Genomic DNA, 16788 nt, shown 5'->3' with positions numbered 1-16788 from the left:
GGTGTGCACAGCATGGGCAGAAGCTTAGCACGCGGCTTCTGTTTGTCGTTTGCGTTAAAACAGACCGTTACACGCAGCAGTCCATTCATGATGGCTAGCGAAGCAGGAGGAGACTCAAAGCACGAGGAAGGTGATGAATTGTGCTTGCCTTCGGTTCGGCTGGTCGTTCATTCAAGGTAGAGGCTGGGCTTTGTCTTGTTTTGGATTGAAATCCCGCTAAATCTGCTGACACCCCTTTAGGCGATTGAAAGCGCACCCAGCCTGCCTTGGTACTGCTTGGCCTAGCGTGTTGAACAGGCTTTATTGTTCAGGGTCGCTTTTGATCAAGCGCCGCTTCAAACGTACAGCCCGAACGGGCTGAGTCTGGGCTTGCTCCAGTTCCTGGCTGAGCAATTGGGCTTGCTTGCGCGCCTCTTCATTTTCCCGCTCCAACAAGGCAGCCCGAGTACGCAGCATTTGCAATTGCCCCTGCATTTCTTTGGCCAAACGATGGCTAATATCCAGAGCCGCCTGCATGGCACGACGCTCGCCCTGCTCTTGTCCTAGTTCTTGGCGCAGTTTCTGCATGTGATCTTGTTGCTTGTTTAGCTCTTGTTCGTGCGCCTGATGCTGCGCTTTGTGCGCTTGCTCGGCTTCCTCCATGTGCTGGCGCAATCGCGTTTGAACGGAGCGTTCCTTGTCGATTTCCAGTAAGGCACGGCGCTCGTTAGCCTGGGCGCGCTCCTCGGTCAGCTCAATGGCTTTGTGCAGCCGCTCCAGATCCTGGGTGAATTGCTCACCTTGGCGGCGTAGTTCTTGCTGAATTAGCTGCTTTTCGGTTTCCAGCTCGTTTTGGCGTTGTTTGGCGTGCAGCAAGTCTTGTTTTAAAGCTGCTTGCTCCTGACCGGCTGTCTGCAGTGCTTCTTTCAGCTTTTCTATAGTGGCTTGGGCGTTTTTCAAGGCCCCCTGCTCTACTTCCAGCGCCTGTTGGGCTTGCCGGGTTTGGGCCTGAGCCTGTGTGACGCGCTCATCTGCTTGGGTCTGGTAATGCCGCATTTGCTGTTTCGAGTGTCCCATGGCTTCTTGCCAGATACGGCCCAGCAAATCCCCTGTCAGGGTTTGCAGCTCTTCAGGCATATCGGCCACGTCCAGCCGAACCCGGCTTTTATCTCGCAAATCTTCCCAGAACGTCTGCAACGCCTGAGCCGGTGCGCTCATGCTGCCCTTGCGCACCAATTGGTACAGCTTATTGGCTGTAGGCGTGACGCTGTAGCGAAAAAACAGGAGTGCAGCCACTTCTTTGTACAAGGTCTGCGTATGGCTGAAGCGATCCCGCAATTGGGCAACATCGGCCAGGATTTGGCTCTCGTTTGGCTGGTTTTGCTCCATTTTTCCACCTCAGTGAATAATTTAATTAATAATACAATGTAATATATAAAATTATCAACAAATCGAATTCTATAATTTGACATTATCTCTATAATGTCAAATATCTAGCTTTAAATAGCTCAGATGGCACAGGCACGGGTCTGAAAGCCCTTCCCTGCTCTTTTAACGCCTCCGTTTTTCTGCTTATTCATGGAAATAGCCAATACTTCGCCCTCAACCGATTTGGGATCGGACGATATTGCTCAATTACTGGCCCGTTTTGATGGGCGGCAAGGAGCAAACCGTTCTCTGGGTGGGCGGGCGCAGATTGAGGCGCAAACAGATATAGAGGCGCTGCGGGCCTGGTTGGCACGCTATATAGATAGCCCGCGCACTTACGCGAACTACCGCAAGGAGGCGGAGCGCCTTTTGCTGTGGGCGGTATTGGAGCGTCGCAAGGATCTGTCCTCGCTTAGCCTGGAGGATATCCTGGCCTATCGTTTGTTTTTGGCTGATCCCCAACCAGTGCATCGCTGGGTGGTGCAAGGGGGCTCTCGCCCTGCCCGTCACCATGCGGCGTGGCGGCCATTTGCGGGGCCTTTGTCTGAAAGCAGCCGGAATCAGGCTTTATTGATTCTGAACTCTTTATTTAGCTGGCTGGTACAGGCGGGGTATTTGGCGGGCAATCCTTTGGCCTTGTCTCATCAGGGCCGTCGTCAAAAGAAAGCTACCGCTCCTCAGCAACGGTATTTGAGCCGACTGCAATGGCGTTGGGTGCAAGAATACATCCAGGCCCTTCCTGAAGATACACAGAGCGAGTTGCGTTACAAAGCCCGGGTGCGCTGGCTCTTTTCTATTCTTTATGGCGGTGCCCTACGCATTTCCGAACTGGTTCAGGCGCGTATGGCCGATGTTCAGGAACGTGCTGATACGGGAGCGACAGCCCAATGGTGGCTGCATATCCACGGTAAGGGCGACAAATGGCGTCGTGTGCCTTTAACGCAAGAGCTGTTTGACGAATTGATGCGCTATCGGCAGGCGTATGGCCTGGAAGGTTTCCCCCAGGCTTTGGAGCCCTATCCTTTATTGATGTCCGCCGGCGCCGGCGACAAGCATCTGACGCGGGCCATGGCGCATGTGCTGGTCAAACAGGTTTTTCAAGGTAGTGCGGATCGTTTACGGAGCTTGCATCCTGATCAGGAGCCCCAGGCTCGTATTCTGGAGCAGGCCTCGGCACACTGGCTGCGCCACTCGGCAGGTTCACACCTGGCTGATCAAGGCGTGGATTTACGTATCATCCGTGACACCCTGGGCCATGAGTCCATCGCTACGACCAATATTTACCTGCATACCGATGATGATCAACGTCACCAGGCGCTGGAGCAATCCCATAGCCTGGGTTGGAAGTAAGGCATTCGCTTCGAGACAAGAAAGTCAGATGGTAAGCGCCAGCAGCAATGCGATAGGATACGATTCCTGACGTGGCGGAGCACCTGTTCCAAGGAGCACGTCCCACCCAAACCTTGCTATAGATGATTGTTGGAGCACCTATCCCTTATGGACACGTTTAATGTCATGCGCACCTTCCGGCGCATTGTGGAGTTGGGTGGGTTGGCCAAGGCCGCCGAGGATCTGGGGATATCGGCAGCCGGCTTGAGCAAGCAATTGCGCAGCCTGGAAGCGCATCTGGACACGGTCTTGATCCAGCGCACCACGCGCAGCATGAGTCTGACAGAAACCGGCCGTAGCTACTATGCCGAATGCTGTCGGATACTGGATGAGCTGGACGCCTTGGAACGCTCGGTCAAACAGCAATCCCAACGCGTAGCGGGTACCTTGCGCGTGAATGCCCCCTTGTCCTTTGCGCTTAGTGTCTTGTCGCCCTTGATGACGGAGTTTCTACGCATGTATCCGGACCTGAAGCTGGAGTTGGTGATGGAAGACCGGATTGTGGATGCCGTGGCTCATGGTTTTGATGTGTCGGTGCGTTTACGTACCAGCCTGGATGATTCCACCTTGATTGCCCGTCGTCTGGCCACCATCGAGCAACAACTCTGCGCGGCTCCTGCCTACCTGAAGCAACATGGTCAGCCTCAGACGTTGCAGGATTTACGTCATCACAAAATGATCAGCTACAGCCTGGCGCATACTCAAGGCATTGTTTTTGATAGTGATATTGATAGTGTCCCTAACACGCCGGCTCCTGGCAGCACGGCCTTGCTGTTTTCAGGCGAACATAGTCAGGTGAATAACAGCCTGATGCTGCGCGACTTTCTGATTGCCGGTTTGGGGATTGGTGCTCTGCCTTCCTTTTTGGCTGATCCGGCCATTGCCAACGGGCAGTTGCAACGCGTTTTGCCCGAGTTCGTGAATGAGCCACGGCATATTTATGCCGTGTATCCAACCAACCGACACCTGCAACCCAAGGTTAAAGCCTTCGTGGATTATCTGGCCGCCCAACTGCCCAATGCCATGTCCAAAGCCCGGTAAACAGGTCTTTCTGAACCCGGAGTAAAAACAGTCTGCACCGCCACGTGCTTATTCTCCGCTCCGGGGAACGCTATTGTGATGACCATCTTACAAGGACATCACAATGCACGAACAAACCCACCCTGGCACGACTCAGCCGCTGGTTTCCCCTTTAGTTATTGATTTCTTCCATGATGCTGTCTGTGGATGGTGTTATGTCATGTCGCCACGTCTGCGGCAAGTGGCTACCGACCTGGGTATCCAGGTCCGCCACCATACCTTTGTGCTGCAAGACAGCCGTGAGCAAATGCTGCGGGCTTTCGGCTCTATGGAGCGCGCCAAACGTGAAATCCTGGGGCATTGGGCCGCCTGCGCTCAACACGACGATACCCAGTCCATCAATATCGAGGGCATGCGGGCACAGAACTTCGAGTATCCCCACGGCATGCTGTCCGCCCTGGCGTGTCAGGCGGCCTGTCTGCTGGCTGGTGAGCAAGGTCATTGGGATTACTTCGATGCTGTGCAGCGTGCGCATCTGACAGACAGTCGCAATATTGGCGATATGGACACGCTATTGAACATCGCCGTTGCGCAAGGTTTTGACAGTCAGGCCTTTCTGAGTGCTATGGATAGCGATGTTGCTCATCAGCGGGTTCAAGCCGATCGTGCCGAAGCCGTACGGCTAGGGATCCAGTCCATCCCTACTTTATTAGTTTCTTCACGCGAGACAGGCCAAGTGTTGGCCCGTTTGCAGACCCAGCCTGCCGACATGCTCAAAAGCCGTTTACTCGCCTTGCTGTAAACGCGGCTCTCCCCCCTTTCCTATCTACGCTTCACAAAAAAGGACATCCCATGTCGATTCGTTTTTCTTACCGTCTGCTCGGTTTATTGTTGGTTGGCGCAAGCAGCATGAGCGTCTCCCTGGCCCATTCCACCCACCAAGCGAGCAACACCCCGTCTCTTGGTGCTCAGGAAGTAGGCATCAGCCCCTGGGGGCCGGATGATGAAATTGGCCGCCTGAATCTGATCACCCCTGCTTCCCGGGCGGCCATTTTGTCCCGCCTGGATGGCAGCAAAGTCTATGACTTGGCGACTGATTACTACCTGGGCATGCCTAGCTGGCAGGATGCGGGTGACCCGCACTATCAGTTCTGGATGACGCACACCCCCCGTGGCACTGAGGTGGATGATCCGATGGGGGTGGGCAAGGACATGAACGCGGTGCGTAGCTATACGGGCACGGCCTTTTCCATGTACAGCCATACGGGAACACATATTGATGCCCTGAATCACTTCGGGATTCATGGAAAGATCTGGAATGGCTTCAAGGCTGATGAGCATCTGGGTGACCGTGGCTGGAACCGCACGGGTATCGAAAAATTCCCGCCCTTGATTGCCCGTGGTGTCTTGATTGATGTGGCCGCCGCCAAAGGTGTAGACATGCTGCCTGACCAATACCGCATCACGCGTCAGGACTTGAAGGATGCCCTGGCCCGTCAAAAAACGGTGCTGAAAGAAGGTGATATTGTCCTGATCCGCACGGGCCGCATGAAGCTCTTCAATGATCCCAAAGCCTACATGAATGCGCCTCCTGGCATGGGCCTGGATGCCGCTCGCTACCTGGTGGAAGAAGGCGGCGCCATGGTTGTGGGTGCGGACAACTTGAGTTTTGAAACCTTCCCTTCCGAAGTGCCCGACGACTACGTGCCTTTGCACACGTACCTGCTGGCACAACAAGGTGCACCGATTATCGAGCTGATTGCGCTGGATGAATTGTCCAAGGACAAGGTCTATGAATTCGCTTTTATTGGTGGCCCGCTCAAGATCCGGGGTGGCGATGCGGCTCCGCTTCGCCCGGTTGCTATCCCGATTCGCTGATTGACGGGAACAGTCAGACGGATACCCCGCCTGTCTGACATACGACTGTATTGGCAAATAAGGGCTATCGCGTTTGTCTGCTGTTAGCGAGCGTGCAATATGCTACTGTTGGACGGGTTTGAATGCGCCGGGCGCCTGTTGAAGAGGCGTCCGGCTTTTCTTTATGGAGTTCGTAATGACTTATACCGTTTATCTGTCCGGCGAAATTCACACGGATTGGCGCGAGCAGATTGCTCAAGGTGCAAAGGCCGTTGGATTGGAGATCACCTTTACCAGCCCTGTCACCGATCATGATGCCAGCGATGCCGCAGGCGATCACCTCGGGCCGGCCAGCGAAGGTTTTTGGCGTGATCACAAATCATCCAAAATCAACGCCATTCGTACCAGAACCTTGATTGAGCAAGCGGATCTGGTCGTGGTGCGCTTTGGCGACAAGTACAAGCAGTGGAATGCGGCTTTTGATGCCGGTTTCTGTGCCGCCTTGGGCAAACCTTATGTCACCTTGCATGCCGAGGACATCATCCATCCATTAAAGGAAGTGGATGCCAGCGCACAGGCCTGGGCGACCACACCCGAACAAATTGTCGAGATTTTGCGCTATACACTGAAAGCCTGAGCGATAAAAACTGAATCCTGAGTGTGGCGATGCTGCCCTGCTCGATAAAAATGCCGTCCATCCGTGGCGGCATTTTTCTTCTCTGAGAGAGAAGAGAGAAGAGAGAAGAAAAAACCCGCTGTTAAAACAACGGGTTGTAAAGATCTGCCGTATGAGGTGTTTTGATACGCTCTTAATTCAGCTTCACACGACGTAAGCGTAAGGCATTGCTGACCACAAAGACGCTGGACAAGGCCATGGCGCCTGCCGCAAACATGGGCGAGAGCAAGGTGCCGTTAAAGGGATACAGCACACCGGCGGCAACCGGAATCAGCGCCACGTTATAGGCAAAGGCCCAGAACAGGTTTTGACGGATATTGCGCATGGTCGCGTGGGACAGGGAAATGGCGGTGACTACACCCTGCATATCCCCCGACATCAAGACGACATCAGCCGCTTCAATGGCAATGTCCGTGCCGGTGCCAATGGCAATTCCCACGTCTGCCACAGCCAGAGCGGGTGCATCGTTGATGCCATCACCGACATAGGCCAGATGTTGATGGGTATTGCGCAAGGCCTGAACCGCTTGGACCTTGCCTTCGGGCATGACTTCCGCCACCACTTCATCAATATTGAGACGGCGAGCAATGGCATTGGCCGTGTGGCGGTTATCGCCGGTAATCATGACGACCTTGATGCCACGGGCATGCAACTGCTCAATGGCCTGCGGGGTGGTTTCCTTGATGGGGTCAGCTACGGCCAGCAAGGCAATCACTTGTTTGTTGCGGGCGGCGTACATGGGGGTTTTGCCGTCCTGGGCCAAGGTTTGGGCTTGCTCGGTAAAGGCAGACAAGTCTGCGCCTAGCTGTGTCATCAAGCGGTCTGCGCCTACATGCCATTGGTCGGTACCAATCTGGGCGGTGACGCCTAAGCCTGTTAGAGACTCGAATTGCTCGGCTTTGGGCAGCGCAATGTGCTTGTCCTTGGCGGCGCTGACGATGGCTTGGGCAATCGGATGTTCGGAGTAGTTTTCCAGAGCGGCGATGGCAGCCAGGGCTTGATCCTGGTGTTCACCGGAAGCGCAGACAAAATCGGTCAGCTCGGGCGCGCCTTTGGTCAGGGTGCCGGTTTTATCCACGGCCACGACTTTCACATCGCGCAGTGCTTGCAGAGAGTCCCCTTTACGAAACAGCACACCGGCCTGTGCGGCACGACCTGTCCCCACCATGATGGAGGTCGGCGTAGCCAGGCCCATGGCGCAAGGACAAGCAATAATCAGCACAGCCACGGCATTGACCAGCGCAAAGCTTAGCGCAGGCGATGGGCCAAAAACCAGCCAGACAATGGTGGTCAAGACAGCCAGTGTCATGACAGCGGGCACAAACCACAGCGTGATTTTGTCGACCACGGCTTGAATCGGCAGCTTGGAGCCTTGGGCCTGCTCAACCATGGAAACAATATTGGCCAGCACCGTATCCTGACCCACTGCCGTGGCCTCAAACTCCAGCGAACCTTTTTGATTGACAGTGCCACCAATGACTTTATCGCCCTGGGATTTGGAGACCGCAATGGATTCTCCCGTCACCATGGATTCGTCCACATAGCTTTGACCGGCAACGATATCTCCATCGACCGGAATACGCTCGCCGGGACGAACCAGGACGATATCGCCGGTATGCAGATCGGCTAAGGGCAGCTCGACTTCCTGGCCGTCACGACGCACACGGGCGGTCGGCGGTTGCAGGCTGAGCAGGCGTTGAATAGCCTCGGACGTCCGGCCTTTGGCACGCGCCTCCATGACACGGCCCAGCAAAATCAGGGCCACGATAACGGCAGCGGCTTCAAAGTAAACATAAACGGATTCGGCAGGCAGCCACTGGGGGGCAAAGGTGGCGACCAGAGAGAAGGTGTAAGCAGATAAGGTGCCAACAGCGACCAGCGAGTTCATGTCCGGGCCGCCCCGCAACAGTACGGGAATCCCTTTGGTGTAAAACTCGCGGCCAGGAAAGAACAGAACCAAAGTGGTTAGCACAAACTGGATTAACCAACTGTTTTGCGTCCCTATGGTGCTGGCCACCCAATGGTGAAAGGCGGGCACCATATGGCCCCCCATCTCCAGAATGAAGACGGGCAAGGCGAGAATGGTTGCCAGCCAGAAACGTTTGCGCAGGGTTTCGTAGCTGTGCTCGGCGCGCTCGAATTGGTCATTTGTGGCGGCGGCCTGGGCCAGGCTGGCGGGATAACCGGCTTTACTGACGGCCTGGATCAGGTCGGGAGTTTTTACACCGTGCACGACCTGGACATGGGCTTTGGCGGTAGCCAGATTGACCGAGGCTTTTTGTACGCCGGGTACTTTCAGCAGGGCTTTTTCCACCCGGCCCACGCACGAGGCGCAAGTCATGTCCTGCACATCTAAAACAATGTTTTGCAGGGAAATTGTGTAACCACCCTTTTCCACTGCCTGCATAATGGCGTCGATCGGGGCGGCACCCTCAAAGTCCACAGTGGCTTTGTTGGTGGCCAGGTTGACTTGGGCCGATTGCACCCCTGGCACCTTGCCAATAATTTTTTCAACCCGACTGACGCAGGAGGCGCAGCTCATGCCTTCCACGTCTACAGTCAGGCGTGAGCTCTTGTTTGAAGTGCCTGTTGTCATCGAAATCACCCTTCAATGGATCGTCAATAAAGCCACTTTAGGGCTTGACCCGATGGGAAGGTCAATACGTGATAATAGAGGCCCCCACGCTGCGCCTTCGGCTTGCGCTCCACCTCGCGGCCGGTATGCCGCTCGGATTCGTCTGGCACGCCGCAGTCCGCAATGGACTACGGTGTGTCCCGACTCATCCCCAAGGGGGCGTTTTTACCGGAGCTGCCGGGCTTTGAGGCGGCTCAGCAGTAAAAAAACGCCTCCGAAGAGGCGTTTCAAGGGGAACGACGACTAATTAGAAATCAATCGGCTTAGTAAGCAACGAAGGAGCCGTTGTTGTTGTTCCAGTCGTTGGCTTGAGCTGCAACTTGATCACGGCTCAGCTCGGAGCGGGTGTCGATACGCGGGTAGTCGCTCATGGAACCCGCACTAATGTCACCTTGCTCTTGAGCAGCAGCCAGCTCTTGAACCACTTGCTGACGGCTCAAAGGAGCATCGGTCGATTGAATCGTTGGGTAATTCAGGTTTTCACCAGTGACATCATTGTTGGTGGCTGCCATGGCAGTGCTGCTCAAGGCGGTAGCACTCAGAATCAGGCTGGCGATAGTTGCGCGTGTGGTGTTTTTCATTATTTACTCCAGTGTGTTTTTCGGTCGTTCGCTGTGATGTTTAGCGAATCGTTGGATGGAGTATGAGCCTTTCTAAACCTAGTAAAAACCCTTAATATTGCAAATGTATTTCCATTCATGGAACAATCCAAATGAGTACCATTATCGCCGGCCCCTTGCTCAACGACATCGCGATTTTCGTGGAGGTGGCCCGCGCCCGTCACTTTAGCCGTGCTGCCCAGGCCTTGGGAATGCCCGTCTCCACGGTGTCACGCCGTATCCGTGAGCTGGAAAAAGAGGTGGGGGTGGCTTTGCTGAAACGCAGCACCCGTAATGTGGATGTGACCGATGCCGGACAAGTGTATTTCGAGCGTTGTCTGGCTGTCGTTGAACAGGCACGGCTCGCCCACGAGCAGTTGCTGGATGTGGCACAGACACCCAAAGGCCGCTTGCGCGTTTCCATGCCGGCCAGCTTCAGCATTGTGCTGATGCCGTCCATCATCCGCGGCTTCAATCAGCAATACCCTGATATTGAGCTGGAGTTTGACTTGACGATCCGGCCTATTGATTTGCAGGCGGACAATTACGATTGCGTCATTCGTGTAGGTGCCCAACCCGACTCCAGTGCGGTCTCCACCATGTTGGGACAGATTCGATTGGGGTTGTATGCAACCGGCAATTATCTGGATCGCAAGGGGCGGCCAAAACACCCTTCGGAATTGGAGGGACATACGTGTATCTGCGCCCGACCTGCCAGTGCCGATCGTATCTGGTCCCTGCGTGGCCCAAATCAAGAGCGTTATGACGCTGTTGTGGAAGGGGCTATCACTGTGAATAACGCCATCATGATGCGCAAACTGGCTGTGCATGATTTAGGCATTACTGCGGCCTCTTTGCTGGAGCGCCGTCTGGATCCGGATTGTGCTCAGTTGGAGCGTGTCTTGCCTGATTGGGAGTTCGCACCTTTCCCCATTCTGGCGCTATTGCCATCCCGTTTGATGCCACAAAAAACCCGTGTGTTTTTGAACTATTTGCGTAGCGAACTGGACCGATTGATGTCGCAGCCGGAGCTGGATGTTGCAGCAGCAGGTCAGACTTATCCTTGAAAATATAAGTGCTATGGCCGTGATGCGCTATTGATCAAAACCTAACTATGCTATTTATAAACGTTTGGCCCCTTTGGCCAAAGCCATTAAGGGGATGGTAAATGAGCGCAACAATGCAAGGCTTGCTGGCTGGACTGGCAATGTGCCTGGCTTTAGGAAGTAGCAGCGTGCACTCGCAAACCGTTTTGCTGGAAGCGGTCGAACAAGGTGATAGCGCCAAGGTGCGCGAAATTCTGTCAGAAAAACGAGCACGTGCCAGTGTCAGTGTCAGAGACGACCAAGGGCAAAGCCCCCTGCTGCGCGCGACCTGGTTGAACCATGTGGATATTGCTGGGCAGTTGATACGTGCGGGCGCGGATGTGAACCAGACTGACTCCATTCACGACAGCCCTTATTTAGTTGCGGGTGCACAAGGCCGTTTGGAAATTCTACGCATGACCCTGAAAAACGGAGCAGATCTGCGTAGCGTGAATCGTTATGGCGGCACCGCCTTGATCCCGGCCGCAGAACATGGCTATGTCGATATCGTACGTTTGCTGCTGGCAGCGGGTGTAGACCCTAATCATGTGAATTATTTGGGTTGGACTGCCCTGCATGAGGCCATCGTGCTGTCCGATGGGGGGCCAGAGCATCAGGAAGTGTTGCGCTTGTTGATCAAGGCCGGGGCGGATGTGAACTTGCCAGATCGTCAGGGCGTGCGGCCTTTGAGCCTGGCGCGCCAACGCAGCCAAACCGAGATGGCCGAGATTCTGGAGCAGGCTGGGGCAAATCCCTAAGCCTGGCCTGTTCGACCACTGTTTTTTTCTTCTCATCAACAACAATAACGATTTTATGTCCTTTACTCAGACTGCGCCGACACAGTCAGGCGCATTGGCCAGCCCAGGGTTGTGGCTGGCTTTCGTCATTTTGGTCGGGCTGAACCTGCGCCCTTTTCTGACATCCAGTGGTACTTTGGCCAGACAGGTGGCTGAAGGTTTGAATATGCCTTTGAGCAACCTGGCCTGGTTGACTTTGCTGCCCATGATGGTGATGGGGCTGGGGGCTTTCTGTATGCCTTCCCTGCGGCGGGTCCTGGCGCTGCGCCAAGTACTGATTGCCTCCTTGCTGCTGCTGTGCCTGGGGTGTGTGCTGCGCTGGTTTGTGCCTAATGGCGTCAGTTTGATTGCGACGGCGCTGGTCTGTGGTTTGGGAGTCTCCTTGCTGCAGGCAGGCATGCCCGGTTTGATCAAGGAGCAGTTTCCGCGACATATCGCCCAGGTCACCGGAGTCTATTCCGCCACCTTGATGGGAGGGGGTGCTTTGGGCGCCCAGATTACACCGTGGGTCAGTTCCATGACCGAGAGCTGGCGTATTGCCTTAGCCTTCTGGGCCTTGCCCATTAGCGTGGCCTTGTGGATTGCCTGGAAAGTGGTGCCACGTGAGGAGCCTGGCGCAAATTTGTCACCTCCCTCTCTGTCTTTGCTGGCCCGTCCCCGCACCTGGACCTTAATGCTGTGTTTTGGCCTGATTAACGGTGGTTATGCCTCCTTGGTGACCTGGCTGGCGACGTTCTACCAAGATCGAGGCTGGACGGCGGAAGCCAGCGGCAGCCTGGTGGCGGTTTTGTCGGTGGCACAAGCGATTGCTGCGTTTGGCTTGCCGACTTTGGCGGCCAAAAATAAGGATCGCCGCATGTGGGTGTGGTTGGCCCTGGCGTGTCAGTGCGTGGGCTTCCTGGCCTTTGCTTATATTCCTGACATGGCTCCGTATCTGTGGGCGATTATTATTGGCATCGGTCTGGGCGGCTGCTTCTCCTTGCTGCTTCTGGTGGCGCTGGATCATTTCCCCGATGCAGCGCGTGCCGGGACATTGAGCGCCTTGATGCAAGGGGGTGGTTTTCCGATAGCGGCTCTCTTTCCCATGATTAGCGTGCAATTGCGTGAGATCAGCCATGGTTTTCAGGCAGGCTGGATGTTGCACGCGGTAATGGCGGTTTTGGTCGCGATCATGGCTTGGAGCTTCCAGCCATCGCAGTACGCTAAAAAGATGAAGCGGGATGACACGATCTGATGTTGTGGAAAAAGCCTGCTTGTTGATGCACCCAGGCTTTTTTGCCTTGGTTTTTTTGTAGTTTGGTCGTTGACCCACCTGCCACGCATGTATTCGCACATCGAAATGATGGGCGCCGGATTACATGGAAAACCGCAATCCTGAGCAGATGAACAGCCAGTCAAAACGGCTATTCTCCGATGGTCATTTCCCTGTGTGCACTCAAGCTGCTTATTCTTTCGGCGCACCCGCCATGATCCAGTCCACCACCGCCTTGATGTCCGCGTCGGAAATGGCCGGGTTCGCGGGCATGGGCAAAGGGCCATAAACCCCCTTGCTGCCTTGACGGATATGCTGGGCAATCACTTCAGCGTTGGCTGGATCATCCTTGCGCATGGCAGCAATGTCCTTGTACGCGGGACCGACTACTTTTCTGTCTACGGTGTGACAGGACAGACAAGCATTTCTGGTCAACACATCCTTGACCGAGTCAAAGCTGGCCTCGGCCGCCTGGGCACTGAAACCGGCACTGAACAAGGCCATACAGACCAGTAGCTGCTTCAAGCTCATGAGGGGTATCTCCTAAGTAAAACGGGCGCAAGAAATGGGAGTGTGGAGTGGGTGCTGCGCTTGTATTTTTCCGTACATAAACGGGGCCATGTGGCATCCACACCGTGATCATACGGTTATGATAGAACAAGCTTTTACAAATCGCGGTGGGTCTTGATACTGATCAAGCTGGCCGTTGCGTTTATTCTGTACTGTCCTAGTAGAAGTTAGTGCTTCATACTTAAATAGTTCATACACTACAAGAGGTCTTCATGCTTAATGTTCTCGTTCCTGTCGATGGCTCTGATGCTTCCACGCGCGCTTTGAAAACAGCGGTTGACATCCTAACGGGCAAACCAGAAGCCACTTTGCACGTGCTGGCTGTTCCTACACCAATCGTGTCGGGTAACGTCAAACGCTTTTTCTCGGAAGATGTGTTGCAGGCGTACTATCAGGATGAAGGCAGCAATGCGCTTTTGCCCGCGCGTTCCGTATTGGCAGGCTCACCCTTGAAAGTCAAGGAGAGCATTATTGCCGGTAATGCCGCGCAAACGATCAAAGAGTATGTGGAAGCAAACCAGATCGATCACATTGTGATGGGTACTCGCGGTTTGAGCGCCCTGCCCGGCCTGGTGCTGGGTTCGGTTACAACCAAGGTACTGAGCCTGGTGCATGTGCCCGTCACCTTGATCAAGTAATTGAGTTGACTATTCAGTCTTGGCAGGCCGTCTACATGACGGCCTTTTTTGTATGAGCTTGAATCAGCTTGTGTGGCTCAAGCCACAACGCCTGGGGTGGTGCGGGTATACGCTGGCGTAAAGGCTCAAGACCTGGGCTGAATGCGTAGCAATTGGCCGTCGCTTTCGTCGGTCAGCACATAAATGTCACCATCCGGCCCGACGCGCACGTCCCGGACGCGTTGCTTCAAGTCTTGCAGCAAGCGTTCTTCTCCAACAATATGGCCTTCTTCGTCAAATTGCAGACGAATCAAGGCTTGTCCTTTCAAGGCTCCTACAAACAAGCTGTACTGCCAGTCCGGGACACGTTCGTCCTTATAGAAAGCCATGCCGCTGATCGCGGGTGAGACTGACCAGTAGTGGATGGGGTCGATCAGACCCTCAAGAGGTGTGGAACTGGCGTTGGGAATGGGTTTGCCGTCATAGCCTTGCCCCTCGGTACGCAAGGGCCAGCCATAATTGGCACCTGATTGAATTCGGTTCAGCTCATCGCCGCCTTGCGGACCATGTTCAGCCACCCACAGCTCATTCGTCCAAGGATTCCAGGCCATGCCCTGCGGGTTGCGGTGGCCGTAGCTCCAGATTTCCGCCCTGGCACCGCGTAGACTGCGAAAGGGGTTGTCGCGTGGGACCATGCCATCTGGGCGGATACGTACGACTTTCCCTTGCAGGTGATCGAGTTGCTGGGCGGTGGCCGGTTGATTGTTTTCGCCCAAGGCGATGTACAGATCTCGTCCACCCGGATCAAAAGCCATGCGCACGCCATAGTGCTGCCCGGTGGACAAGGCCGGTTCCTGGCGGAAAATCGGGCGGAAGGCGTCGATACGTTTCAGGTCTGAAGACAGCACACCATAGCCCACGGTGGTGGCGGAGTGTTGCTTGTCACGCCGTTCTGCATAAGCCAGATAAATCCGGCGGCTACGGAAAAAATCCGGGGCCAGAGCCACATCCAGCAACCCCCCCTGGGATTGCGCGTGGACGTTAGGCACACCGGCAATCGGTTCGGACAAGCCGTTTTCTTTCGTCCAGACACGCAGGCGGCCTGGACGTTCGGTAATCAGAATACCAGCATTCTTGGGCAAAAAAGCCATGGCCCAAGGGTGTTCCAGCCCACTGACCAGGGTCTCGACCGAGACGGCCGGTCCACGGATAGCAGGAACAGGTTCAGATTGTGCCTGGGCCGATACCGCCACAAAGGCCATAGCCAAACCCAGCACGGTGGCTACAAATGCAGAGGAAAAACGGTAGGTTTTCTTTATACGCATAAGGCAGTGAAAGGCAGATAGGTGGGATGAAACACTCCCCTACTCTTTCATAGGGACAAATGGCTGCACTGTGGATGTATTCGCCCCATTGAAGGGGCGAATAAAGTCAAGCATAACCGAGGCTGAAACTTAGCCAGGGTGGGTCATATCCAGTGGCACAATCCACTGATCGTACTGCTCGTTAGTCAGGTAGCCTGATTTCAGTGCAGATTCACGCAGGGTCAGGCCCTCTTTATGGGCGGTCTTGGCAATGTAGGCGGCCTTGTCGTAACCGATGTGGCGGTTCAAGGCAGTGACCAACATCAGGTTCTGATCCAGATTGTGTTGAATTTTGCCCATGACAGGCTCCAGACCTTGGGCGCAATGCTCGTCAAAGGCCAGGCAAGCGTCACTGATCAAGGCAATGCTCTCCAGCACGTTATGCACCATCACAGGCTTGTAGACGTTAAGCTGGAAATTACCTTGGCTGCCGGCAAAGCCCACCGCGGCGTCGTTACCGTAGACCTGCACGGCCACCATCGTCAGGGCTTCGCATTGAGTCGGGTTGACCTTGCCGGGCATGATGGAGGAACCAGGCTCGTTTTCAGGGATTTGCAGTTCGCCAATCCCGCAGCGAGGACCGCTGGCCAGCCAGCGTACGTCGTTGGCCATCTTCATCAAGGCACCGGCCAGAGTACGCAGGGCAGCAGACAGGTTGACCAGCGCATCGTGAGCCGACAGTGCGAAGAATTTGTTTTCGGCGGCCTGAAAAGGCAAGCCTGTGATCTTGGCAATATGGGCCGCTGTGCGCTCGCCAAACTGAGGGTGGGCGTTCAGGCCCGTACCTACCGCCGTGCCGCCAATCGCCAACTGATAAATACCGTCCAGCGCCTTGTCCACGGTTTGCAGGCCGAAATCAATCTGGGCGACCCAGGCTCCGATTTCCTGGCCCAGCGTGATAGGGGTGGCATCTTGCAAGTGGGTGCGGCCAGTTTTCACAATGCTGTTGAATTGCTTGGCTTTGGCCGCCAGGGTGTCGCGCAATTGGCCTACGTCTTTGCGCAGGCGGCGCTGACATTCCAGACCCACCGCGATGTACATGGCGGTGGGGAACGTATCGTTGGAGGATTGGCCGCGGTTCACATGGTCATTCGGGTGGACGGGCTTTTTGCTGCCCTTCTCGCCACCGGCCAGCTCAATGGCGCGGTTGGAGATCACCTCGTTCACGTTCATATTGCTTTGTGTGCCGGAACCCGTCTGGAACACGACCAGCGGAAACTCGGTGTCCCACTGGCCTGCAATCACTTCATCAGCCGCTTTGACAATCAGTTGGGCCAGATCGCCGGGCAACTCGCCCAGTTCCTGATTGGCCAGGGCCGTAGATTTTTTCAGAATACCCAGCGACTCGATCATGCTGCGGCCCCACTGAAAGCGGTCACGGCCAATCGGAAAGTTCTGGATCGAGCGCTGTGTCTGCGCGCCCCAATAGTGGTTGGCCGGAACCTCAATGGTTCCCATGGAATCCTGTTCAATACGTGTCGTACTCATCATGGCTCCTGTAAGAATTCGGAATACAGTTC

Annotated in this window: 15 protein-coding genes; 9 read left to right on the top strand and 6 right to left on the bottom strand. The window is 55.2% G+C overall.

Annotated features, from left to right (window positions below; all coding sequences use genetic code 11):
* Positions 1–300 precede the first annotated feature (300 nt).
* The gene (locus ACDI13_RS17775; RefSeq protein WP_316990415.1) at positions 301–1368 is read right to left on the bottom strand and encodes a DNA-binding protein; all 1068 of its coding nucleotides are present in this window, start codon (positions 1366–1368) and stop codon (positions 301–303) included.
* Positions 1369–1557: 189 nt separating this feature from the next.
* On the opposite strand from ACDI13_RS17775, the gene ACDI13_RS17770 reads away from it, so the two are divergent.
* From ACDI13_RS17770 to ACDI13_RS17750, 5 genes are all read left to right on the top strand, one after another.
* A complete protein-coding gene (locus tag ACDI13_RS17770) occupies positions 1558–2757 on the top strand; it encodes a tyrosine-type recombinase/integrase (RefSeq protein ID WP_316990416.1) in 1200 nt (399 codons plus the stop codon).
* Positions 2758–2904: 147 nt separating this feature from the next.
* Positions 2905–3837 (top strand): LysR family transcriptional regulator, encoded by a 933-nt coding sequence (locus ACDI13_RS17765; protein ID WP_316990417.1) that lies wholly within the window; start codon positions 2905–2907, stop codon positions 3835–3837.
* A gap of 103 nt (positions 3838–3940) precedes the next feature.
* Positions 3941–4618: a DsbA family protein gene (locus ACDI13_RS17760; protein ID WP_316990418.1), complete on the top strand. Its 678-nt coding sequence runs from the start codon at positions 3941–3943 to the stop codon at positions 4616–4618.
* 50 nt (positions 4619–4668) lie between these two features.
* Entirely contained in the window at positions 4669–5694 is a 1026-nt protein-coding gene (locus tag ACDI13_RS17755) for a cyclase family protein (protein ID WP_316990419.1), read from the top strand.
* A 175-nt stretch (positions 5695–5869) separates the two neighbouring features.
* Complete coding sequence (locus tag ACDI13_RS17750) at positions 5870–6310, top strand: YtoQ family protein (RefSeq protein ID WP_316990420.1); 441 nt, start codon at positions 5870–5872, stop codon at positions 6308–6310.
* A 172-nt stretch (positions 6311–6482) separates the two neighbouring features.
* Here the strand turns inward: ACDI13_RS17750 and ACDI13_RS17745 are convergent, their stop codons facing one another.
* Positions 6483–8945 carry a heavy metal translocating P-type ATPase gene (locus ACDI13_RS17745; protein WP_316990421.1) on the bottom strand — a complete coding sequence of 821 codons (2463 nt, stop codon included), beginning with the start codon at positions 8943–8945 and terminating at the stop codon, positions 6483–6485.
* Between the two features lie 302 nt (positions 8946–9247).
* Entirely contained in the window at positions 9248–9565 is a 318-nt protein-coding gene (locus ACDI13_RS17740) for a DUF4148 domain-containing protein (protein ID WP_316990422.1), read from the bottom strand.
* A gap of 131 nt (positions 9566–9696) precedes the next feature.
* On the opposite strand from ACDI13_RS17740, the gene ACDI13_RS17735 reads away from it, so the two are divergent.
* The 3 genes from ACDI13_RS17735 to ACDI13_RS17725 all read left to right on the top strand — a co-directional run bounded on the left by ACDI13_RS17735 (position 9697) and on the right by ACDI13_RS17725 (position 12699).
* Complete coding sequence (locus ACDI13_RS17735) at positions 9697–10650, top strand: LysR substrate-binding domain-containing protein (RefSeq protein ID WP_316990423.1); 954 nt, start codon at positions 9697–9699, stop codon at positions 10648–10650.
* A gap of 101 nt (positions 10651–10751) precedes the next feature.
* Positions 10752–11426: an ankyrin repeat domain-containing protein gene (locus tag ACDI13_RS17730; RefSeq protein WP_316990424.1), complete on the top strand. Its 675-nt coding sequence runs from the start codon at positions 10752–10754 to the stop codon at positions 11424–11426.
* A gap of 55 nt (positions 11427–11481) precedes the next feature.
* Positions 11482–12699: a cyanate transporter gene (locus tag ACDI13_RS17725; protein WP_316990425.1), complete on the top strand. Its 1218-nt coding sequence runs from the start codon at positions 11482–11484 to the stop codon at positions 12697–12699.
* 210 nt (positions 12700–12909) lie between these two features.
* Here ACDI13_RS17725 and ACDI13_RS17720 read toward each other — a convergent pair whose 3' ends face one another.
* Positions 12910–13248, bottom strand: a complete 339-nt coding sequence (locus ACDI13_RS17720; RefSeq protein WP_316990426.1) for a c-type cytochrome — start codon at positions 13246–13248, stop codon at positions 12910–12912.
* A gap of 251 nt (positions 13249–13499) precedes the next feature.
* On the opposite strand from ACDI13_RS17720, the gene ACDI13_RS17715 reads away from it, so the two are divergent.
* Positions 13500–13925: a universal stress protein gene (locus ACDI13_RS17715; protein ID WP_316990427.1), complete on the top strand. Its 426-nt coding sequence runs from the start codon at positions 13500–13502 to the stop codon at positions 13923–13925.
* Positions 13926–14050: 125 nt separating this feature from the next.
* On the opposite strand, the gene ACDI13_RS17710 is transcribed toward ACDI13_RS17715, so the two are convergent.
* Together ACDI13_RS17710 and fumC are read right to left on the bottom strand one after the other, a co-directional pair.
* Positions 14051–15229, bottom strand: coding sequence for a PQQ-dependent sugar dehydrogenase (locus ACDI13_RS17710; RefSeq protein WP_316990428.1), 1179 nt, complete (start codon positions 15227–15229; stop codon positions 14051–14053).
* 129 nt (positions 15230–15358) lie between these two features.
* Positions 15359–16756: a class II fumarate hydratase gene (gene fumC / locus ACDI13_RS17705; RefSeq protein ID WP_316990429.1), complete on the bottom strand. Its 1398-nt coding sequence runs from the start codon at positions 16754–16756 to the stop codon at positions 15359–15361.
* Between the last annotated feature and the right edge of the window lie 32 nt (positions 16757–16788).

The sequence above is a fragment of the Alcaligenes faecalis genome (assembly GCF_041521385.1).
Taxonomy (GTDB): domain Bacteria; phylum Pseudomonadota; class Gammaproteobacteria; order Burkholderiales; family Burkholderiaceae_B; genus Alcaligenes; species Alcaligenes faecalis_E.
This window is presented reverse-complemented; position numbering and strand designations above follow the sequence as displayed.